Annotated in this window: 18 protein-coding genes and 1 rRNA gene; 1 reads left to right on the plus strand and 18 read right to left on the minus strand. The window is 70.1% G+C overall.

From position 1 onward, the window contains the following. The 7 genes from der to ABD989_RS10520 form a co-directional block, all read right to left on the minus strand. A complete protein-coding gene (gene der / locus ABD989_RS10490; protein WP_345313450.1) occupies positions 1–1,458 on the minus strand; it encodes a ribosome biogenesis GTPase Der in 1,458 nt (485 codons plus the stop codon). Further along, entirely contained in the window at positions 1,451–2,143 is a 693-nt protein-coding gene (gene cmk, locus ABD989_RS10495; protein WP_246996316.1) for a (d)CMP kinase, read from the minus strand. Before cmk ends, der begins: the two co-directional genes overlap by 8 nt. Continuing rightward, complete coding sequence (locus ABD989_RS10500; RefSeq protein ID WP_345313451.1) at positions 2,140–3,204, minus strand: pseudouridine synthase; 1,065 nt, start codon at positions 3,202–3,204, stop codon at positions 2,140–2,142. Before ABD989_RS10500 ends, cmk begins: the two co-directional genes overlap by 4 nt. Positions 3,205–3,230: 26 nt before the next feature. Beyond that, entirely contained in the window at positions 3,231–3,935 is a 705-nt protein-coding gene (scpB, locus tag ABD989_RS10505) for an SMC-Scp complex subunit ScpB (protein WP_246996319.1), read from the minus strand. Further along, positions 3,932–4,783, minus strand: coding sequence for a segregation and condensation protein A (locus ABD989_RS10510; protein WP_345313452.1), 852 nt, complete (start codon positions 4,781–4,783; stop codon positions 3,932–3,934). Before ABD989_RS10510 ends, scpB begins: the two co-directional genes overlap by 4 nt. Positions 4,784–4,791: 8 nt before the next feature. Continuing rightward, positions 4,792–5,688 carry a ParA family protein gene (locus tag ABD989_RS10515; protein WP_246996323.1) on the minus strand — a complete coding sequence of 299 codons (897 nt, stop codon included), beginning with the start codon at positions 5,686–5,688 and terminating at the stop codon, positions 4,792–4,794. A 129-nt stretch (positions 5,689–5,817) separates the two neighbouring features. Continuing rightward, positions 5,818–7,392 (minus strand): class I adenylate-forming enzyme family protein, encoded by a 1,575-nt coding sequence (locus tag ABD989_RS10520; protein WP_345313453.1) that lies wholly within the window; start codon positions 7,390–7,392, stop codon positions 5,818–5,820. A 172-nt stretch (positions 7,393–7,564) separates the two neighbouring features. On the opposite strand from ABD989_RS10520, the gene ABD989_RS10525 reads away from it, so the two are divergent. Next, positions 7,565–8,497 (plus strand): alpha/beta fold hydrolase, encoded by a 933-nt coding sequence (locus ABD989_RS10525; RefSeq protein ID WP_345313454.1) that lies wholly within the window; start codon positions 7,565–7,567, stop codon positions 8,495–8,497. Between the two features lie 10 nt (positions 8,498–8,507). On the opposite strand, the gene xerD is transcribed toward ABD989_RS10525, so the two are convergent. From xerD to rrf, 11 genes are all read right to left on the minus strand, one after another. Continuing rightward, the gene (gene xerD / locus ABD989_RS10530; RefSeq protein ID WP_345313455.1) at positions 8,508–9,440 is read right to left on the minus strand and encodes a site-specific tyrosine recombinase XerD; all 933 of its coding nucleotides are present in this window, start codon (positions 9,438–9,440) and stop codon (positions 8,508–8,510) included. 2 nt (positions 9,441–9,442) lie between these two features. Beyond that, on the minus strand, positions 9,443–10,069 hold the full coding sequence (locus ABD989_RS10535) for an NUDIX domain-containing protein (protein ID WP_345313456.1): 627 nt from the start codon (positions 10,067–10,069) through the stop codon (positions 9,443–9,445). Positions 10,070–10,071: 2 nt separating this feature from the next. Beyond that, the gene (gene pyrG / locus ABD989_RS10540; protein ID WP_345313457.1) at positions 10,072–11,823 is read right to left on the minus strand and encodes a CTP synthase; all 1,752 of its coding nucleotides are present in this window, start codon (positions 11,821–11,823) and stop codon (positions 10,072–10,074) included. 84 nt (positions 11,824–11,907) lie between these two features. After that, positions 11,908–12,834: a copper transporter gene (locus tag ABD989_RS10545; RefSeq protein ID WP_345313458.1), complete on the minus strand. Its 927-nt coding sequence runs from the start codon at positions 12,832–12,834 to the stop codon at positions 11,908–11,910. Further along, complete coding sequence (gene steA, locus ABD989_RS10550; RefSeq protein WP_345313459.1) at positions 12,831–14,024, minus strand: putative cytokinetic ring protein SteA; 1,194 nt, start codon at positions 14,022–14,024, stop codon at positions 12,831–12,833. Before steA ends, ABD989_RS10545 begins: the two co-directional genes overlap by 4 nt. A 117-nt stretch (positions 14,025–14,141) precedes the next feature. Beyond that, a complete protein-coding gene (gene recN, locus ABD989_RS10555; RefSeq protein WP_345313460.1) occupies positions 14,142–15,908 on the minus strand; it encodes a DNA repair protein RecN in 1,767 nt (588 codons plus the stop codon). 7 nt (positions 15,909–15,915) lie between these two features. Next, entirely contained in the window at positions 15,916–16,887 is a 972-nt protein-coding gene (locus tag ABD989_RS10560) for an NAD kinase (protein WP_345313461.1), read from the minus strand. Between the two features lie 28 nt (positions 16,888–16,915). Beyond that, positions 16,916–17,740: a TlyA family RNA methyltransferase gene (locus ABD989_RS10565; RefSeq protein ID WP_345313462.1), complete on the minus strand. Its 825-nt coding sequence runs from the start codon at positions 17,738–17,740 to the stop codon at positions 16,916–16,918. 24 nt (positions 17,741–17,764) lie between these two features. Continuing rightward, entirely contained in the window at positions 17,765–18,016 is a 252-nt protein-coding gene (locus ABD989_RS10570) for a hypothetical protein (RefSeq protein WP_345313463.1), read from the minus strand. 29 nt (positions 18,017–18,045) lie between these two features. Continuing rightward, positions 18,046–19,809 (minus strand): HAD-IIA family hydrolase, encoded by a 1,764-nt coding sequence (locus ABD989_RS10575; protein ID WP_345313464.1) that lies wholly within the window; start codon positions 19,807–19,809, stop codon positions 18,046–18,048. Between the two features lie 488 nt (positions 19,810–20,297). Next, positions 20,298–20,414 (minus strand): 5S ribosomal RNA (gene rrf, locus ABD989_RS10580). Positions 20,415–20,416 lie beyond the last annotated feature (2 nt).

The raw sequence follows: 20,416 nt of genomic DNA on the forward strand, positions 1-20,416 counted from the left end.
TTACTTTCGGCTGCGGGTCCGTTCGCGCTTGTCCTTGACGCGCACGTTGACGCGCACCGGCGAGCCGTCGAAGCCGAACTCCTCGCGGAGTCGACGCTCCAGGAACCGGCGGTAGCCGGCCTCCAGGAAGCCGTTGGTGAACATGACGAAGGTCGGCGGGCGGGTGGCCGCCTGCGTCGCGAACATCACGCGGGGCTGACGCCCACCACGCACCGGCGGCGGCGTGGCAGCGATGACGTCCTTGAGCCAGTTGTTCAGCTTGCCGGTGGAGACGCGGCGGTCCCACGACTCGAGGGCCTCCTCCATCGCGGGCACCAGCTTCTGCACCGAGCGGCCGGTCTCGGCGGAGATGTTGACGCGGCGGGCCCACGGCACGCGGGCCAGCTCGCGGTCGATCTCCTTGTCGAGGTCGTAGCGACGCTCCTCGTCGACCAGGTCCCACTTGTTGAACACGATGACCAACGCGCGGCCGCTGTCGATGATCATCGACAGCACGCGCAGGTCCTGCTCGGTGATCTCTTGGCTCGCATCGATCAGCAGCAGCGCCAGCTCGGCCGATTCCAGGGCCCCACGGGTCCGCAGGGACGCGTAGTACTCGTGGCCGGTGGCGGTGTGCACCTTGCGGCGCAGTCCGGCGGTGTCGACGAACTGCCACGTCTTGCCGTCGAGCTCGATGATTTCGTCGACGGGGTCGACGGTGGTGCCTGCGACGTCGTCGACCACCACGCGCTGCTCCCCGGCCAGCCGGTTCAGCAGCGAGCTCTTGCCGACGTTCGGCTTGCCCACCAACGCGATACGACGCGGACCGCCGGCGGCGTACCGCTCGCGCGGCGTCTCCGGCAGGTTCTCCAGGATCGTGTCGAGGAGGTCGGCGGCGCCGCGGCCGTGCGAGGCCGAGATCATGTGCGGCTCCCCCAGGCCCAACGACCACAGGGTCGCCGCGTCGGCCTCCGCGCGCTCGCTGTCGACCTTGTTGGCGGCCAACAGGACCGGGACCTTGGCACGACGCAGGGTGCGCGCCACCGCCTCGTCGGTCGCCGTGGCGCCCACAGTCGCATCGACCACGAGCACGATCAGGTCGGCGCTCCGCATGGCCTGTTCGGCCTGCAGGCTGATCGACGCCTGCATGCCCTTGGCGTCCGGCTCCCAGCCGCCGGTGTCGGTGACCATGAACTGGCGGCCGGTCCAGGTGGCCGGGTACGAGACGCGGTCACGCGTCACGCCGGGCACGTCCTCGACCACGGCCTCGCGGCGGCCGATGAACCGGTTGACCAGCGTCGACTTGCCGACGTTCGGTCGTCCGACGATCGCGACGACCGGCAGCTTCTCCGCCAGCTGCTCGTCGCCGTCGGTGACGAAGTCCGACAGGTCCCAGTCGGCCTCGTCGCTCCAGGTGCCGTCGCCGGGCAGCGCCTCCGCTCCCGAGAAGTCCTGTGGGGCGAAATCATCCTCAGACATCGCGCACTCCGATCCGCTCGCCGACGAGTTCGGTCAGTCGGTCGAGCACTTGCTGCAGGGTCAGGTCACTGGTGTCCACGTGCACCGCGTCGTCGGCGGGCCGCAGGGGGCTCACCGCGCGGGTGGAATCCAGGTGGTCGCGCCGGTTCACGCTGGCGAGGACCTCGTCGAGGTCGCTCGCCCGGCCGGCGGCCAGGTTCTGCCGGTGACGGCGCTCGGAGCGCGCCTCCGGCGTGGCGGTCAGGTACACCTTCAGCGCCGCCGTCGGGAAGACGACGGTGCCGATGTCACGGCCTTCCACCACCAGGAAGTCGTCGACGGCGTGCTCACGCTGGAGCGCCACCAACTTCTCGCGCACCACCGGGTTGGCCGACACCGGCGACACCGCGGCGGTCACCTCGTCGGTGCGAATCTCGCGGGAGACGTCGGCGCCGTCGAGGGTGGCGATAGTGGCGCCGTCGGCGCCGGCGGAGACCCGGATGTCGGCGGCGGCCACCACGGGGCCGGTCGCCGCATCATCGGCGGGGTCGATGCCGGCCCGCAGCACCGCGAGCGTCGCCGCCCGGTACATCGCACCGGTGTCGAGGTAGTGCGCCCCCACGCGCTGCGCCAATTGGCCTGCGACAGTGGACTTTCCGGTACCCGCGGGGCCGTCGATCGCGACGACGTCCACCGTGCCGGTCACATCCCCACCGCCTTGTACAGAGCGCCGATCTCCTTGCTGTCGAGCGCGCGCATGCTGCCCGGACGCTGGTTGCCCAGCGCGATCGGTCCGATGTCGGTGCGCACCAGGCGCTCCACCGGGAAGCCGACCTCGGCGAGGAGGCGACGCACGATGTGCTTGCGGCCCTCGTGCAGCACCAGGCGGACCAGGCTGCGGCCCTCGTGCAGTTCGAGCACGGAGAACTCGTCGACCGACGCCGGGCCGTCCTCGAGCTCCACGCCGTTACGCAGGACGCGGCCGAGGCCGCGCGGCACCTCGCCGCGCACGGTGGCCAGGTAGGTCTTGGGCACCTCGTACGACGGGTGCATCAGGCGATGTGCCAGCTCGCCGTCGTTGCTGAGCAGGATCAGGCCCTCGGTGTCGGCGTCGAGACGACCGACGTGGAACAGACGCTGCCCGGACATCACGCGCTCGGCGACCAGGTCGCCGATGCACGGGCGACCCTGCTCGTCGCTCATCGTGGACTGCCAGCCCTTGGGCTTGTTCAGCGCGAGGTACTGCTTGGTCTCGTCGATGATGATGCGCGCGCCGTCGACCTTGATGATCGAGCTCGACGGATTGATGCGCAGGCCCTGTTCGACGACGATCTCGCCGTCGACCTCGACGCGGCCGGCCGCGATGAGCTCCTCGGCGCCCCGACGGGAGGCGACGCCGGCGGCGGCGAGCACCTTCTGCAGGCGCATGCCGTCTTCGATGTACACGGCGCCCTCGCCCTGCACGTCGGCGACCTGGGTGCGGGCCGGCTTGGCGTTGTTGAGGCGGATGCGGCCGGAGGCCACATCGGGGCGCGAACCCTTGCGGTGCGGCTTGCGGCTGGAGGCCTGTTGGCCCGGGCGGCCCTTGCCGGCAGCGCTCTTGCCTGCGGTGCGCTTACCTTCTGCGCTCTTACGCCCGGACTTCGGTCCGTCGGCGCTCTTGCCGTGGGCGCTCTTGCCCTTGGCGGGCTTGCCCTTGTTGGTCGAACGGGAGCGGCGGTCGCCGTCTCCCTGTCCCGGTCTGCCGTCTCGGCTAGCGGTTGCCATGGTGAATCCTTAAGTTGTTCTCTTCTTCACTGGTCGGCGTCCTTGAGGACCTCCGCCGCAGTGTCGGTTTCCAATTCTGCCGTCGGAGCGGCCAGTTTGGCGAATCGCGGATCGTCGAGCAGCTCCTCGCCGAGATCGTCGATCACGTCGACGTCGGGCAGCAGCGGTGCCAGATCCGGGAGCTCCGACACCGATGCCAACCCCAGCCGCTCGAGAAATAGTTCCGTTGTCTCGTACATCACAGCGTGCGTCTGACCGTCCGAGCCGGCTTCGTTGATCAGCCCGCGAGCCAACAAGGTGCGGACGACGCCGTCGACGTTGACGCCGCGGATGGCGCTGACCCGGGCGCGGGTCACCGGCTGCCGATAGGCGATCACCGCGAGCGTCTCCAACGCGGCGCGGGTCAGTTTGCTGCGCGCACCGTCGAGCAGCAGGCTCTCCACGTACGGCGCGAACTCCGAGCGCGTGTAATACCGCCAGCCGTCCCCGGCGTACCGCAGGTCGATGCCGCTGCCCGCCGCGGTCAGGTCGGCCGCCATGGTGCGCAGCATGTCCCGCACCCGCACGCGATCCTGATCGACGACGGTGGCCAGCTCCTCGGTGGAGATCGGCGAATCCACCACCAGCAGAACGGCTTCCAGCGCGCCGCGCAGGCCGGTGTCGTCGAGGAACCGGTCGCCTTCATCGTCCAGCGTGGGGTCGTCGAGCGTGGGATCGGGTCGATCCGTCATTGGTAGTCCTCCGCCTCTTCGATCGCCTTCTCGAGCTCCGCCTCGTCGGCCTCACCGGTCCACGCCACCGTCAGCAGCCCCAGCGCCTCGGGCTGGGTGAACGCCACCGCCCGTTCGCGATACAGCTCCAACAGCCCGAGGAAGCTCGCGACCACCTCCAGACCGTTCGCGCAGTCGGCCACCAGTTCCCCGAACGTCAGGCTCCGCCCCGGTGCCGCACGCAGGAGTGCACTCACACGCTTGGCCTGCTCGGGCACCGAGACCGGCGAGCCGTGCAGGTGGTCGAGGCCGACGGTGGGTGTGGGCCGCGGCGCCATGGCGGCCGCCGCGATCTCCGCGAAGCGCTGCGGGTCGACGCCCAGATCCACCTCCGGCAGCAACTGCGCGTAGCGGTCCTCCAGCGACACCGCGCGCGGATAGCGTTGCAGCGCAGTCGCTTCCAGCTCGGCGAACAGTTCCGCGACCTGCTTGTAGGCGCGGTACTGCAGCAGCCGCGCGAACAGCAGATCGCGCGCCTCGAGCAGCGCCAGATCCTCCGGATCCTCCACCTCGCCGGACGGCAGCAGACGCGCGGCCTTCAGATCGAGCAGGGTGGCGGCGATGACCAGGAACTCGGTGGTCTGCTCGAGGTCGGCGTCCGGTCCCAGCGCCTTGGTGTAGGCGATGAAGTCGTCGGTCACCACGTGCAGCGCCACCTGCGTCACGTCGAGGCGATGCTGGCTGATCAGGTTAAGCAACAGGTCGAACGGGCCGGTGAAGTTGGTGAGCTTCACCTGGAAGCCGGTGGGCTCCGCCCCCTCGACAGGCCCGGACCCGTCGACGAGCTCAGGCGGCGAGGGCGGGGGCATGGCCCCGACTACTGCTCGTTGCGGGCGATGACCTCGCGCGCCAGGTTTCGATACGCCACGGCCCCAGCCGATTTCGGCGCCCAGGAGGTGATCGGTTCGCCGGCCACCGAGGTCTCCGGGAAGCGGACGGTACGGCTGATCACGGTGTCGAAGACGGCGTCGCCGAACACCTCGACCACGCGCGCCATCACGTCGCGCGAGTGCAGCGTGCGGGCGTCGAACATGGTGACCAGGATGCCGCCGAGGGTCAGGCGCGGATTGAGGCGGTCGTGGACCTTCTCGATGGTGTCGGTGAGCAGCGCGAGCCCGCGGAGGGAGAAGTATTCGCACTCCATCGGGATCAGCACGCTGTCCGCGCAGGCGAGCGCGTTGACGGTGAGCAGTCCCAGCGACGGCTGGCAGTCGATGAGGATGTAGTCGTAGCGGTCGGCCACCGGGTGCAGCGCACGCGCCAGCGCCTGCTCGCGCCCCACTTCGCTGACCAGCTGGATCTCCGCCGCCGACAGGTCGATGTTCGACGGCAACAGGTCCAAGCCGTCGACCCGGGTGCGCAGCAGCACGTCGTCGGTGGCCGCGTACGGCGCCACCAGCAGGTTGTGCACGGTCTCGTCGAGCTCGTGGTGCGGCACACCCAGCCCCGCGGAGAGTGCGCCCTGCGGGTCCAGGTCCACCAGCAGAACGCGGCGACCGGCTTCGGCGAGCGCTGCGCCCAGGTTGATGGTCGACGTGGTCTTGCCGACGCCGCCCTTCTGGTTGCAGACGGCGATCACCTTGGCGGGACCGTGCTTGTCGAGCGGACGCGGATCGGGGATGTCTCGGTACGGCCGTCCGGTGGGTCCGAGCTCGGGCGGCTCGGTGCCCTCCAGGGGCAGTTGACCAGCGGCTTTGGGCGAATCTGCGCTCACGTGTCCGCTGCTCCTCCCCGGCGGTGATCCGCCTGCGCTCGGGGGCGAATGATCGCCCGCTCGTGAATCACCCTAATGGTATCCGCTCGCCCGCCGCCGCCGTATGCGGCCGCCCGACCGCGCCGCGGCTCAGGCTTCGCCCCGAACCCGCTGTTGCAGTTCGGCTTTGCGAATCTTGCCGGCCGGCGTCATCGGAAGATCGTCGACGATCTCCAGGTGCACCGGCACCTTGTAGTTGGCCAACCGCGCCCGGCAGTGCTCGATCAACTCGTCCGGTTCGGCGGCGCCCCCGCCGGCCAGCACCACGAAATAGTGACCCACTTCCCCGCGCACCGGATCCGGCGCCCCGACACCGGCCGCGGTGACCACCGCGGGGTGTTCGACGAGGATGTTCTCCACCTCGGCCGGGTACACGTTGTAGCCGCCCTGGATGTACATCTCCTTGCTGCGGCCGCGCATCTCGATGTGGCCGTCCTCGGACATCACCACCATGTCGCCGGTCAGCAGCCACCCGTCGACGAAGGTCGCCGCGGTGGCTTCCGGCCGATCCCAGTAGCCGTCGGCGATCGACGCGCCGCGCAGCTGCAGTTCACCGTCGACGCCCGCCGCCACGGGCACTCCGTCGGCGTCGACCACCCTCGCCTCCACGCCGTCCAGCGCCAGCCCGAGCGTGGTGAGCAGCGTCTGCTCGTCGTCGTCGGTACCCGACATGACCGCCGCGCCCGAGCTCTCCGACAGGCCGTACAGGTTGAACAGGCGCGCCTCGGGCGCTGCGGCTGTCAACGCACGGAACAGTGCGGGCTCGACGTTGGAGCCGCCGGAGATGGCCAGCCGCACCGGCAGCGTCTCGCCCGGTGCGAGTTCGGCGAGCATGAGCTTCATCATCATCGGCACACCGGTGAGCCCGGTGATCCGGTGTTCGCGGGCCAGGCCCATCGCCACCGACGGGGAGAAGGCACGGACCAGGATCACCTGTCCGCCGCCCAGCAGCATCGCCAGCAGCGTGCAGGTGACGCCGCCGACGTGGTTGAACGGCAGGATGCCGAGCACCCGATCGTCGGGGCCGACGCCGGTGCGCAACACCTGGCCGGCCGCCGACGCCAGCAGACTGCGGTGCGTCAACACGGCGCCCTTCGGCGTCCCGGTGGTCCCCGACGTGTACAGGATCAGCAGCGGGCTGGCCGCATCCACCTCGTCGAGCGGGAGCGCGACATCGGCGGGCTCGGTCTCGGCCAACTCGCGGAAGTCCAGCAGACCCGACCCCTCGGGAGGCTCGACGTACACGATCGTCTCCAGGTCCGGGAGCCGGTCGCGCAGCGAGTCGTGCAGCGCGGGGAACGCGAAGTCGCCCGAGCGCGCCTCGCTGATCAGCATCGACGCGCCCGAGTCGCCGAGCATGAACAGCAGCTCGCTCTCCCGGTACCGGACGTTCAGGGTCACCACGATCGCCCCGAGCCGGGCGGCTGCGAAGAGCGTCTGCACCCATTCGGCGCGATTGTCGAGAGCGATCGCGATCCGGTCGCCCGGCCCGATCCCGCGGGCGGCCAGACCGGCGGCGACGCGGTCGACGTCGGCCAGCAGCTGCGCGAAGCTCACCCGCCGGTCGCCGTCGATCAGGAAGACGGCGTCGCCGGTCAGCGCGACCCGGTCGGTCAGCGTGGCGTACAGATCACCGGCGGGTGCAGAGATGACGTGCTCGGACAAGAAGGGCCTCCTGAAGGCGTGCTCCCCCACGGAACTGTTGTCGCGGTCACCGTAGCAGCCCGACCGAGCGCTTGTTCATATTTCGGCTGTCCGCGGTCGGCCAGATCCGCGGTCGCGATGCGGTCGGGCGACCTACCATCGGGACCGACCCCACCGGCGAGAGGAACATCCCATGGCTCTGCGCGAGATCACCTTCGAATCGGCCAACGGCCGCGACCAGGTGCACGGCTGGATCTACGCACCGGCGACCGAACCGAAGGCGATCGTGCAGATCGTGCACGGCCTCGGCGAGCATTCCCGCCGCTACCTGCACATGATCTCCGCGCTGCTCGACGCCGGCTTCGTGGTGGCGGCCGACGATCACGCCGGGCACGGCGCCACGGCGGTGGCCTCCGGAGTGTGGATGGACACCGGGGAGAACGGCGCGCGGGCCGTCGTCGACGATGAGCACACCCTGCACGATCTGGCCGTGGCGGCCCATCCCGGGCTCCCCTACTTCGTGTTCGGGCACAGTTGGGGTTCGATGATCGCCCGCGAGTTCGCCGCCGAGTACGGCGACGACCTCGCCGGCCTGATCCTCTGCGGCGTCGCCGCGCAGATCGACGGGATCGAGAACCTCGTCGACCGGCAGGCGCTGGCCGACGCGGTGGCGGCCGACGGCGGCACCGGTCCCGCGCCCGAGCTCATGGGGTCGATGTTCGCCGGGATGGTGGACCGGTTCCCGGAGGCGACGACCGGCACCGAGTGGATCGCCCTCGATCCCGGCGTGCTCGCCGATCACGCCGCCGACCCGCTGAACGCGCTCGCCGCGCCGATGACGGTGCGCTTCGTCCGCGACTTCATCGACCTGTACGACCGGGTGAACGACGGTTGGGCCGAGCGGGTGCGCCCCGAGCTACCGGTGCTGGTGGTGGCCGGCGACCAGGATCCCGTCGCCAACTACGGCGAGGGCGCCTACCACGTGGCGAACGCACTGTGGAAGAGCGGCAACCGCGACGTGCGCACCGTGGTCTATCCCGGAGTGCGCCACGAGATCCACAACGAGCCGACCACTCGGGCCGCCGTCGAGGCGGAGCTGATCGGATTCGTCGCCGCGCACGCGTAGTGCGCCGCCGCTAGCGGGCGCGTGGGTGCGCGGTGGCGTAGACCTCCCGCATGGTGTTCACCGTGACCAGCGTGTACACCTGCGTGGTGGTCACCGACGAGTGCCCGAGCAGTTCTTGGACCACGCGGACGTCGGCGCCGCCGTCGAGCAGGTGGGTGGCGAAGCTGTGCCGCAGGGTGTGCGGGGAGACCTCTTTGTCGATCCCGGCGCGCGCGGCCGCGTCGACGAGCACCTGCCAGGCGCTCTGCCGGGACAGTCGGCCGCCGCGCACATTGAGGAACAGTGCGGGGATCCCCCGTTTGTTCAAGTCCGGACGTCCGCGCACCAGGTAGGCGTCGACGGCGGCGATGGCCGGACGCCCCACCGGGACGATGCGCTCCTTGCCGCCCTTGCCGCGCAAGACCACCGCGCGATGCTCCATGTCGATGTCGTCGACGTCGAGTGCGGTGACCTCCGAGATGCGCGCTCCGCAGCTGTAGAGCAGTTCGAGCATCGCCCGATCCCGCAGTGCCCGTGGATGATCCGGTGCACCCGCGGCGTCCAGGATCACCAGCACCTCGTCCACCGACAGCGCCTTCGGCAGTCGTCGCGCGGCCTTCGGAGGTCGGACGGCGTGCGCCACGTCCTCGACGACGACGCCTTCGGCCGCCGCGAACTTGTGAAATCCCCTGGTGGCCACCAGGGTTCGCGCCACGGAGGAATCGGCGAGCGCCGCCACGCCCGCGTCCGGGTCGCCTTTACGCAGCGCCACCAGGAAATCGCGCACGTCCGCCTCGGACACCGCTGCGAGCGTGCCGATGCCGCGGTCGGCGAGGAACTGGGTGTACCGCTCGAGGTCGCGCCGGTACGACGACACGGTGTTGCGCGCCGACCCCTTCTCCACCGTCAGGTGGTCCAGGTAGCGCTGCACCACGTCGTCGACGGCGACCTGGGATCCTCCCAAAGTTATTGCCGCCCAACGAATCTCCGCGGACGATCGGTCCACGGAGCGTCCGGTGCGCGCAGTTCCACGCCGCTGCGCACGGCTTCCGCGGCGGCCAGGATCCCGGCCACGGCGCTGGCATTGACGATCTCGCCGGAGAAGGCGGCGGCCACCGCGTCGTCGAGCGAGAGCCACCGCACCTGCAGGTCGGCTTCCTCGTTCTCGCGCGGCGCGGACGCCACCGCGCGCAGGTCCTCGGCCAGGAACACACGGGTGGCCTCGTCGCAGAAACCGGCCGATGAGACCAGGTCCACCAGCGTCCGCCACGAGCCGGCCGCCAGATCCGCCTCTTCGGCGAGCTCGCGCTGCGCCGCTTCCACGGGCGATTCTTCGGGGCCGCCGTCGAGCAGACCGGCGGGGAGTTCAAGCAGGCGGCGCCCGACGGGGTGCCGATACTGGTTCACCAGCGCGATGCGGCCGCGGTCGTCGCGGGCGACCACCGCCACGGCGCCGTGCTTGGACACGACTTCCCGCTCGGCGGCCCGCCCGCCCGGCATCTCCACCCGGTCCAGGCGCAACGCCAGGATCGCACCGCTGTACACCGTCGTCGAGTCACGGACGGTGAACTCGTGCGATCCCGGCTCGCCCATCGTTACTGCCCGGTCTTCTCAGCCGAGTCCGCGTCGACGGCGTCCTCGTCCAGACCGGTGGGGTCGTAGCCCTTGAGCTCCGCCGGCAGTCGCACGGCGGTCTTGTAACGCAGCGCCGCCTCGATGAAGGCCGAGAACAGCGGGTGCGGGCGCGTGGGCCGACTCTTCAGTTCCGGGTGCGCCTGCGTGGCCACCAGGAACGGGTGGATCTCGCGCGGGTACTCGACGAACTCCACCAGGGTGCCGTCCGGCGAGGTGCCGGAGAACTGCAGACCGGACTCGGCGATCGCGTCGCGGTAGGCGTTGTTCACCTCGAAGCGGTGGCGGTGACGTTCGTCCACGTCAGTGGCGCCGTAGGCGCGGGCCACCTGGCTGCCCGGGGTGAGCGTGGCCGGGTACGAACCCAGGCGCATGGTGCCGCCCAGGTCGGCGTCACCGGCGACGGCCGCGGTCTGATCGGCCATGGTGGCGATGACCGGCTGCGGGGTGTCCGGATCGAACTCGGTGGAACTGGCTTCGGACAGACCCACCGAACGGGCGGCCTCGATCACCACGCACTGCAGGCCCAGGCACAGGCCGAGCAGCGGCACGCCGCGTTCGCGGGCGTACGAGATGGCACCCAGCTTGCCTTCGATCCCGCGGATGCCGAAGCCGCCGGGGATCATGATCGCGTCGACGTCGCGCAGCGCCGCGTCGGCGCCCTCGGGCGTCGCGCAGTCGTCGGACGGCACCCATACGATCTCGGTGCGCGCGTAGTGCGCGAAGCCGCCGGCGCGGATCGCTTCGGTCACCGACAGGTACGCGTCGGGCAGGTCGATGTACTTGCCGACGATGGCCACGGTGACGGTCTCGCGCGGCGAGTGCACGCGGTCGAGCAGGTCGCCCCACACGGTCCAGTCGACGTCGCGGAACGGCAGCCCGAGCTGGCGCACCACGTAGGCGTCGAGCTGCTCGGAGTGCAGCACCTTGGGGATGTCGTAGATGGACGGGGCATCCGGGGTGGAGATCACGCCGTCGATGTCGACGTCGCACATCAGCGCGATCTTCTTCTTCAGCGCCTCGGGCACCGGACGGTCGCACCGCAGGATCAGCGCGTCGGGCTGAATGCCGATACTCCGCAGGGCCGCCACCGAGTGCTGGGTCGGCTTGGTCTTGAGCTCGCCGGACGGCGCCAGGTACGGCACCAGCGAGACGTGCAGGAAGAAGACGTTGTCGCGCCCCAGGTCGTGGCGGATCTGCCGCGCCGCTTCGAGGAAGGGCTGCGATTCGATGTCGCCGACGGTGCCGCCGATCTCGGTGATCACCACGTCGGGGGCCTCGCCCGAGCCGTCCGGCTCGTGCATGGCCAGCATGCGCGACTTGAGCTCGTCGGTGATGTGCGGAATCACCTGCACGGTGTCGCCGAGGTACTCGCCGCGTCGTTCCTTGGCAATGACCGTCGAATACACCTGCCCGGTGGTCACGTTGGCCGACGCACTCAGGTTGCGATCCAGGAACCGCTCGTAGTGGCCGATGTCCAGATCCGCTTCGGCGCCGTCCTCGGTGACGAACACTTCACCGTGCTGGAACGGATTCATCGTGCCCGGATCCACGTTCAGATACGGATCCACCTTCTGCATCGTCACGCGGAGGCCGCGCGAGGTGAGCAGCTGGCCGAGGCTCGACGCCGTCAGGCCCTTACCCAGGGACGACGCGACGCCGCCCGTCACAAAGATGTGCTTGGTGCCTGGCTGCCCATGGCGCTGTGATCGCAAACTGTGCTCCCGTCAAGGCTGAATACCTACGGGACTTCAGCCTAACAGCATCCAGCCCCACCTGATAACAACACGCGCGTGCGATCAGCGACCGGGCGCGGTCACCGTGATCGACGCCGCACCTTTTCCGGTGCCGTAGGCGCCCGAGCGTCCCTCGGACTCGGCCTGCAACGCCAGGATCACGGTGAGGCGCCCGGTCTGCTCGTTCACATCGTCGACGGTGGACAGCGAGTTGCCCAGCCCGGGATCGGAACGGACGACGGCGATCGGCGCGCTGCCGTCGGCGGAACCGGCGCGGCCGGCCAGGACGCCGCCCTGACCGCGCTGTGCCATCGCGGAGGCCAGACGCCCCAGCAGCTGGCCCTGTGCGCCCGAGTCGGCGGGCATGGCGCCGCCGGTCATCACCACCACGAGATCGGCCGGCTTCACCGTGCCGTCGGCGTAGTCGACGAAACCGCCCTCGCGCAGCGTCTGCAGCACGGTGGCCCGATCCTGCTCGGGCACCGGCCGCGCCCCGTCGCGCACCAGCAGTGCGGCGCCGAGCAGATCGCCCACCCGGGATCCGGAGTCGGAGAAGTCGGTGCGCAACTGCTGACCGGCCGGCACCGACTGGTCGACGATGGTCGAGAGCTTGGCGGCGTTCTCGTCGCGGACCAGTGTGGTCCGCAGACTGAGCTGTCCGGAGTAGTCGGCGCCGGCCTCGGCGAGCAGTGCCTTGACCGCTTCGGTGTCGGTGTCCGCGGCCGTCGGCCCGGTCACCACGAGCACCGATTTGCCCACCAACGTGCGGCCCACCAGTTCGGGCGTCACGGCGGTCAGGAAGCCCTGGTCGACGTTCACCTGCCGGGCCAGCGCGTCGCGTTCGTTCTCGGCGACGCCGAGCCGATCGCGTTCGGTGCCGGTCAACTGGTTCACCCGGTCCCCGATGAAGCCGGAACCGAGGAACAGGCCCAACGCCAACGCCAGGAAGACGGCGATCAGCGAGATGGCATGCTGGCGCAGCGAAATCATCCGGTGGTGGTTCCCAGTCCGCTGACCCAGTCGGTCACCTGATCCCACCGGTCGCCGAACCACGCACCGACCCCGACGTCGCCGGTGGTGATCATCAGCGCGACGACCAGCACGAGCATGGCGGCCAGCACCAGCATGGCGATCACCGCGCCGCTGACCCGGCTGCGGTACAGGGTGGCCACGGCCTTGGCGTCGACCAGCTTCTGGCCCACCTTGAGGCGGGTCAGGAAGGTCGACGGGATCTGATCGCGACGGCTGCGATCGAAGAAGTCGTTGAGCGTGCCGCCCAGCCCGACGGTGACGATCAGGTCGGCGTCGTGAAAGTCGACGAGGAGCAGCGCGAGGTCACCGGCCGAGCCGACGGCGGGGAACGTCGTCGCGCCGATGCCGAGGTCCTGGATGCGTTCCAGGCCGGCCGCGTGGCCGTCCGGGTCGGCGGGCAGCACCAGTTCGGCACCCGACTTGAGGGTCTCGTCCTTGATCTCATCGGGGTCGCCGACGATGACGGCGGGCTTGTAGCCGGCCTTCATCAGGGTGTCCGCGCCGATCCCGACGCCGATCATGACCGGCTGATACTCCTTGATGAACGGCTTGAGCGCCTTCAGGTCGGCGACGCGGTCGGAGCCGTCGCCCACCACCACCACGTGGCGGCCCTCCAGCTTCACGTCCAGCTTCGGCACGCCCACGCCGTCGATCAGCAGCGGTGATTCGCTGCGGATGAACTCGATGGAGTTGCCGGAGAACGCCTCGAGGTGATCGATCAGGCCGGTCTTGGCTTCGAGCATCCGGTCGGCGACGGCACGTTCGTCCAGCTCTGCGCCGCGCGCGACCACCCGGTCGCCCAGGTAGAGCCGGTTGTCGTGCAGACGGAGCTTGGCGCCCTCCTTGACCCGCGCGAAGACCTCCGGGCCCACCTCGTCGAGCAGCGGGATGCCCGACGCCGCGAGCACCTCGGGGCCGAGGTTGGGATAGCGACCGGTGATCGACGACGACGCGTTGACCACCGCGACCACGTCGGCTTCGACCAGCGCGTCGGCGGTGAGGCGGTCGAGGTCCATCTCGTCGAGGATGACGATGTCACCCGGACCGACCCGATCGACCAGACGTTTCGTCTTCTTGTCGATGCGCGCGATACCGGTGGTACCGGGCAGGTCTTCGGTGCGGCGCGAGAGCAGAGCTGGCATCCTCATGGCCCGATCTTGGGCCCGATCACGCCCGAGTACACGGAGGCGCGCCGTAACAACGGCAACATATGTCACACAATGCGCAGAAACCTCGCGCGCCGCACCCGTCTCGCTGGTATCGCCTCAGCCGGCTTCCGGGGTGGCCCGCGCCGCCTCGGCGGTCTCCAGCAGTTCCTCGGCGTGCGCGCGCCCGGTGTCCGAATCGCCCAGCCCAGCGAGCATGCGCGCCAGTTCGGCCACCCGCTCGGCGCGGTCGAGTTCGGTGAGGGTCGACGTCTGGCGCCCGCGGTTCCCGCCGCCGACCTTGCCGATCACCAGGTGGTTGTCGGCGAAGGCCGCCACCTGCGGCAGGTGAGTCACCACGATCACCTGGTGTCGTCGTGCCAGGCGCGCCAGACGTGCACCGATCTGGACCGCGGCGCCGCCGCCCACCCCGGCATCCACTTCGTCGAAGACCATCACTCCGCCGGCGTCGGGTTCGGCCAACACCACCTCCAACGCGAGCATTACGCGGGAGAGCTCGCCGCCGGACGCCGACTTGGCGATCGGCAACGGTCGTGCACCCTTGTGCGCCACGAGCCCGAAGTCCACCCGGTCTGCACCGTCGCCGCCTGCCGTCACGCGGTGGCCGTCCACCTCGATGGCGAGTCGGTCGTCGTCGGCCGCGGCCAACGTCACGGTGACCGCGAGTTCACTGCCGCCCATCGCCAGACCGGCGAGCTCGGCGGACACCTTGGTACCGAGCTTCCCGGCGGCCGCGGCCCGCACCGCGTGCAGTCTGCCCGCCAATTCGGCGACCTGTGCCCGCTCCTTCTCGGCCCGCGCTTCCAGCTCTTCGACGGAGCCCTCCGGATCGTCGAACTGGGCGAGGCGACGGCGGGCGTCGTCGGCCCACTCGATCACGCCGTCGACGTCGGCGGCGTATTTGCGGGTCAACAGCTTGAGGTCGCCCTGCCGGTTCAGCAACGCGTCGAGGTCCTGTGCGTCGCTGGGCAGCCCGGACAGGTAGGCCGACAGCTCCTCGCCGAGGTCGTTGACGACGACCAGCGCCTCCGCCACGCGCGGCAGCAGCTCGCGCAGCGCCTCGTCGTCGGCGCCTTCGAGCAGGGAACGGACCGAGCCGAGGCCGTCGACCACGCTGGTCGACATGCCGCCGTCACCGGAGACGATGCCGTGCGCGCCGGCCGCGGCCGCCCGCAGATCCTCCAGGTCGGTGAGCCGTCGGATCGTCGAGACCAGTTCGGCGTCCTCACCCGGTTCCGGGGCGACGGCGTCGATCTCCTCGAGCCCGAACCGCAGACGGTCGGCTTCCTGCGCGAGCGCGCGCGAATCGGCGCGACGACGGTCCAGCTCGTCGAGGGTGGCGATCCAGCGGGACCGCGCGGTGCGGTACTTGGCGAGCAGGTCGGTGGCCTTCTTGCCGGCGAACCGGTCGAGCGCCGCGCGCTGCTGGTCCGGACGGGCCAGCCGCAGCTGATCGTTCTGGCCGTGGACGGTGAGCAGTTCGCCGGTCAGTTCGCCCAGGACGGTGGCCGGGACCGACCGCCCGCCGAGGTGCGCCCGCGAGCGCCCGTCGGCGCCGACGGTTCGGACCGCGATGATCGTGTCGTCGTCGTCGGTCTGCGCACCGGTCGCGTCGAGCACTTCGTCGATCTTCGGCACCCGCTGCGCCCCGGTGGGCAGCCGGAAGCGGCCCTCCACCACGGCCCGATCGTCGCCGGTCCGCACGCGTCCCGCATCCGCCCGCGCGCCGGACAGCAGCCGCAGACTCGTCACGATCATAGTCTTACCGGCGCCGGTCTCGCCGGTCAGCACGGTGAAGCCGGGCGCGAACTCCGCTGTCGCCGACTCCAACACGCCGAGTCCGCGAATCGACAGCTCCTCGAGCACGCTCTCCTCAGCTCCTTCCGCGCCACCCGGTGACGGGCAGCGAGAACTTGGTGACCAGGCGATCGGTGAACGGTTCGGAACCGATCCGCACCCACCGCAACGACGTGTCCGCGCGCACCGCTTCGACGCGGCCGCCCGCGGGGACTTCCAGAATGCGCCGACCGTCGCAAAGGGCCACCGCCGGGCGCCCGTGCGCGTCGACCTCTACGGCGATGCGCGACCGCGGGCTGGTCACCATCGGTCGGGCGAACAGCGCGTGCGCGTTGCTCGGCACCACCAGGATCGCTTCCAGGTCCGGCCACATCACCGGTCCGCCGGCCGAGAACGCGTAGGCCGTGGAGCCGGTCGGCGTAGAGATGAGGAGCCCGTCGGCGCCGAATGCCGAGACCGGTCGGCCGTCGACCTCGGTGACCAGTTCCAGGACGCCGTTGTGCGAACGATTCTGCACGGCGACCTCGTTGAGCGCCCAGGTCTGCCCCAGCTTGGCACCGCCCTCGTTGTCGAGCACGGTGACGTCGAGAACCATTCGATCCTCGACGCAGTAGTCGCCGGCGATCACCCGATCCAGCACCTCGTCGATGCCGTGGGCTTCGGCCTCGGCCAGGAAACCGATGTGGCCGAGGTTGACCCCCAGCAGCGGTACCTGCGCCGGATAGGCCAACTCGGCGGCGCGCAAGAAGGTTCCGTCGCCGCCCAGCACCAGCACCAGCTCGCAGCCGGCCGCCGCCTCGGGGCCGGCGTGCACCAGTTCCACGTGGGCGCCGGCGGCGCGCAGCTCGGACGGATCCAGCGGATGCCAGGACGCGTCTTGCGACACGGCCGGTTGCCGGGTGTCGTGGTGCAGGACCCGCAGGGTGATACCGGCCTCGCCGCAGCGACGGCCGACAGTCTCCAGGGTGCCGGTCACCACGTCGCGCCCGGTGTGCGCGACCACCAGGAAGGTGCGCGGAGCAGCGATCGACGCTGTCTCAGTGCCCACCGCTACCTCCTCGACTCTCGTGTACGCGTCATTGCGGACCGCGCGCGACGGCCGCATCGATCATCTCCACGGTATCGGTCGCCGCCGACACCTCCGCCGGGGCGTCCGGCTTGTGCAGCCACAGGAAGTACTCGACGTTGCCGGACGGGCCCGGTAGCGGACTCGCCTCCACTGCCCGCGTCACCAGTCCGAGTTCGGCAGCGGCCGCCGCGACCTGCGCCACAGCTTCGGCGCGCAGCACCGGATCGCGGACCACGCCGCCGGCCCCCACCCGATCTTTCCCCACCTCGAACTGCGGCTTCACCATCGGGAGATAGTCGCCCCCGGGACGCAGGCAGGACGCCAGCGCGGGCAGCACCAGTGTGAGCGAGATGAACGAGAGGTCGGACACGATGAGGTCCACCGGACCGCCGATGGCCTCCGGCGTCAGGTGACGCACATTGGTGCGGTCGTGCACGTGAACCCGGTCGTCACTCTGAAGTCGCCAGACGAGCTGGCCGTAGCCGACGTCGACCGCCTCCACCTCGCGTGCGCCTTCGCGCAGCAAGACATCGGTGAAACCGCCGGTGGAAGCACCGGCGTCGAGGCATCGTCGTCCCTCGACGACGAACCCCCGCGGGCCGAACGCGGCGAGTGCCCCCAGCAGTTTGTGTGCGCCGCGGGAGGCCCAGTCGTCGGTCTCCCCCTCCACTACCAGGAGCGGGGTGTCCCGGCCCACGTTGGTGGCCGCCTTGGCGGCGACGGTTCCGTTGACTTTGACCCGACCGTCGTCGATCAGCTGTCGAGCCTGTTCCCGGGAGCGGGCCAGGCCCCGGCGCACCAATTCGGCGTCCAAGCGTGCGCGTGCGGCCATCAGTGTCCCCCGCCCGTCGGCGACTCAACCACGGCCGACCTCGTCCAAGGCTGTGACCAGCGCGTCGTGCGCCGAGGTCAGCAGGTCGGCCTGCCGAGCGACCGCGGCGAGTTGGAAGGCGCCGTCGAGTTCGATCCGGATCTGTTCCACCTGGCCCAGCAGGTCGTCGACCTGACCGGCGACCGGGTGGTCGGCCGGATCCGGCGGCGATGCCGTGGCGCGGGCCGCACGCGCGGCCAGCGCTGCGGGCGAGGGAGAGTTGTCGGTTCCGGTCATGACCTGCTCAGGCTATCGCACGACGGCGGTCAGCGAGCCTCGGCGAGGCCGAGCTCCACCAGCAGCGACATCACCGGAGCATCGCTGGAATTGATCCGCAGTTCCAGGCCGCCGACGTCGGCGGTCCAAACCGCGTGCGTGAGCGCGGGAAGCAACGAGATCGGATCGACGGCACCGACCGGATCCACCGAGATCCGATTCTCCAGCACCGTGATGCGCCAGCTCTCCTGCGGACCGATCCGCACCTGCGCCGCCGGGACGTCACAGTGGGCCAGATTCGCGATCACGTAGGTCGGACGCTGTTCCGGTACCGCCGCCAGCAGCGACGACGCCGACGCCACTCCGGTCAGGACCAGCAGGCTGTCGATGCCGACGGCGTTCGCGCCCTCGATGTCGGTGTTGAGCCGGTCGCCGATCATCAGCGGACGGCTGCTGCGGCTGCGCGCCAGCACTGCCCGCATGATGGGGGCCGCCGGCTTGCCTGCCACCACGGGCTGCTGCCCGGTGGCCGACGCCACCGCCGCCACCATCGAGCCGTTGCCGATCATCAGGCCCCGCTCGGTGGGCAGCGTGGTGTCGGTGTTGGTCGCGAACCATTGGGCACCGTTCGCGATCGCCAGGGCCGCTTCGGACAGCCGTGCCCAGTCGGTGTCCGGCGAGTGGCCCTGGATCACGGCGGCGGGCGACTCGTCCGCGGAGCTCACCGGCACCAGTCCGACCGACGCCACCTCCTCCCGCAGCGACGGTGCGCCCACCACGAGGACGGCGCTGCCTGGCGCGATCCGGTCGGCGACCAGACGTGCACCCACCTGTGCACTGGTGATCACCGCCGACGGCTCCGCGTCGAAACCGAGGTCCTGCAGGTGAGCTGCTACCTCGGCGGCGGACCGGCTGGCGTTGTTGGTGACGTAGTAGGCATCGCGGGGCCGAGACGCGACCACATCGAGTGCGCCGGGCAGCGGGGTGCTGCCCTCGAACAGGGTGCCGTCGAGGTCGAACAGGAGAGCGTCGTACTCAGCGGTGACGGTGTCGCCCGTCGCCGACGCGGTCGGCGTCTCGTCGACGAGCACCTCGACTCCGTCGAGATCCTCGGCCAGCAGTTCCTGCAGGGCGTACTCGGCGTCAGTCGCATCGTCGACGTCGGCCGCGGCGGCGTTCTGGTACCAGACCAGCGCATGCGCCTTGCGTCCCGCCGCGGACAGCGCGCCCGCGTACGCGCTGAACAGGCGCGCCGCCTCGGTGCCACTGCGACCCGCACGCAGATCCTGGCCCTCGAGGACCCGGATCGCGCCTTCGGCGTCGCCCAGATCCAGGTGCGCGCCGGCTTCCACGATCGCCAGTTCGACGGCTTCCTCACCGGTCAGCGCCTGCCCCTCGGGACTCTGCGCCACCTCGATCGCCTTCTCCGGTCGCCCCAGGCCGCGCTCGCTGTCGGCGATCAACGGGAGCAGTGCGTCACCGTCACCGGAGATCCGCCGCGCCGCCCGCAGCTCGGACAGGGCCTCCTGCCATTCGCCGGCATAGTACGCCGCGATGCCTGCGGTCTCGCGCACCACACCGACTCGGGCGGCACGAGCGCGGGCCGCCCGCGCATGCTCGAGCGCCAGCTCCGGATCCTCCGCCAGGACTTCGCCGACGGCGACGAGGTGCCGGGCTACTCGATCAGCCGTCGCCTTGTCCAGACCCTGCAGATCTCGCCGCACCTCGGGGTCTAGGTCGCCGGCGGTGATCTCGTCCGGAATCACCGGATCGGAATCGGCGCCACCAGCAGATTGCCCACCACGCTTGCTCATGTTCTCTAATCTATTCTCCGCGAGTACAGATGCGAAATGGCCCCCGAACCATACGTTGGGGGCCATTCACGTCGTATTCAGCGGCGCCCTGCTCTCCCCCACTGATAAGGCGGCACGACGATCCAAAGGCCCCAGTGCACCCCACAGGCGGCACCTCCGACTGCCGCTTCCTGCGCCGGCTACCGCCTCTGTGTCCGGCTGCCGCCTATGGTGGCAGTTGCCGCACGAAGACCCGGCGCCGGCAAACGCGGCAGCTGACAGCCGGTAAACCCCTGACCCCAGTACAAACGCGGCACTACGGCCCAAAGGCGGCAGTCCACCCCAGAGGAGGCACTCCCGGCTGCCGCTTCTGGTGCCGGCTGCCGCCCCTGTTGGGTACTGCCGCCTTTACCGTCGACGACCGGGGGGTGTACCCGCGGTGTCAGTAGAGCCTGCAGATGCGAAATGGCCCCCGAACCACAAAGGGTCCGGGGGCCATTTCAAGTAATGTTCGGCGGTGTCCTACTCTCCCACACTGATTAGGGTGCAGTACCATCGGCGCTGGTGGGCTTAGCTTCCGGGTTCGGAATGGAGCCGGGCGTTTCCCCACCGCTATCGCCGCCGTAAC

Origin of the sequence: Gordonia alkaliphila (genome assembly GCF_039542465.1) — a bacterium.
In the GTDB taxonomy this organism is placed as follows: domain Bacteria; phylum Actinomycetota; class Actinomycetes; order Mycobacteriales; family Mycobacteriaceae; genus Gordonia; species Gordonia alkaliphila.

What these genes read in the sequence shown, in the direction of transcription:
- ABD989_RS10535 (WP_345313456.1), bottom strand. Translation starts at nt 10,069, where the DNA reads ATGGGCGAGCCGGGATCGCACGAGTTCACCGTCCGTGACTCGACGACG.
- ABD989_RS10525 (WP_345313454.1), top strand. Translation starts at nt 7,565, where the DNA reads ATGGCTCTGCGCGAGATCACCTTCGAATCGGCCAACGGCCGCGACCAG.
- steA (WP_345313459.1), bottom strand. Translation starts at nt 14,024, where the DNA reads ATGAGGATGCCAGCTCTGCTCTCGCGCCGCACCGAAGACCTGCCCGGT.
- scpB (WP_246996319.1), bottom strand. Translation starts at nt 3,935, where the DNA reads ATGACGGATCGACCCGATCCCACGCTCGACGACCCCACGCTGGACGAT.
- ABD989_RS10575 (WP_345313464.1), bottom strand. Translation starts at nt 19,809, where the DNA reads ATGAGCAAGCGTGGTGGGCAATCTGCTGGTGGCGCCGATTCCGATCCG.
- der (WP_345313450.1), bottom strand. Translation starts at nt 1,458, where the DNA reads ATGTCTGAGGATGATTTCGCCCCACAGGACTTCTCGGGAGCGGAGGCG.
- ABD989_RS10570 (WP_345313463.1), bottom strand. Translation starts at nt 18,016, where the DNA reads ATGACCGGAACCGACAACTCTCCCTCGCCCGCAGCGCTGGCCGCGCGT.
- ABD989_RS10545 (WP_345313458.1), bottom strand. Translation starts at nt 12,834, where the DNA reads ATGATTTCGCTGCGCCAGCATGCCATCTCGCTGATCGCCGTCTTCCTG.
- ABD989_RS10510 (WP_345313452.1), bottom strand. Translation starts at nt 4,783, where the DNA reads ATGCCCCCGCCCTCGCCGCCTGAGCTCGTCGACGGGTCCGGGCCTGTC.
- ABD989_RS10565 (WP_345313462.1), bottom strand. Translation starts at nt 17,740, where the DNA reads ATGGCCGCACGCGCACGCTTGGACGCCGAATTGGTGCGCCGGGGCCTG.
- ABD989_RS10500 (WP_345313451.1), bottom strand. Translation starts at nt 3,204, where the DNA reads ATGGCAACCGCTAGCCGAGACGGCAGACCGGGACAGGGAGACGGCGAC.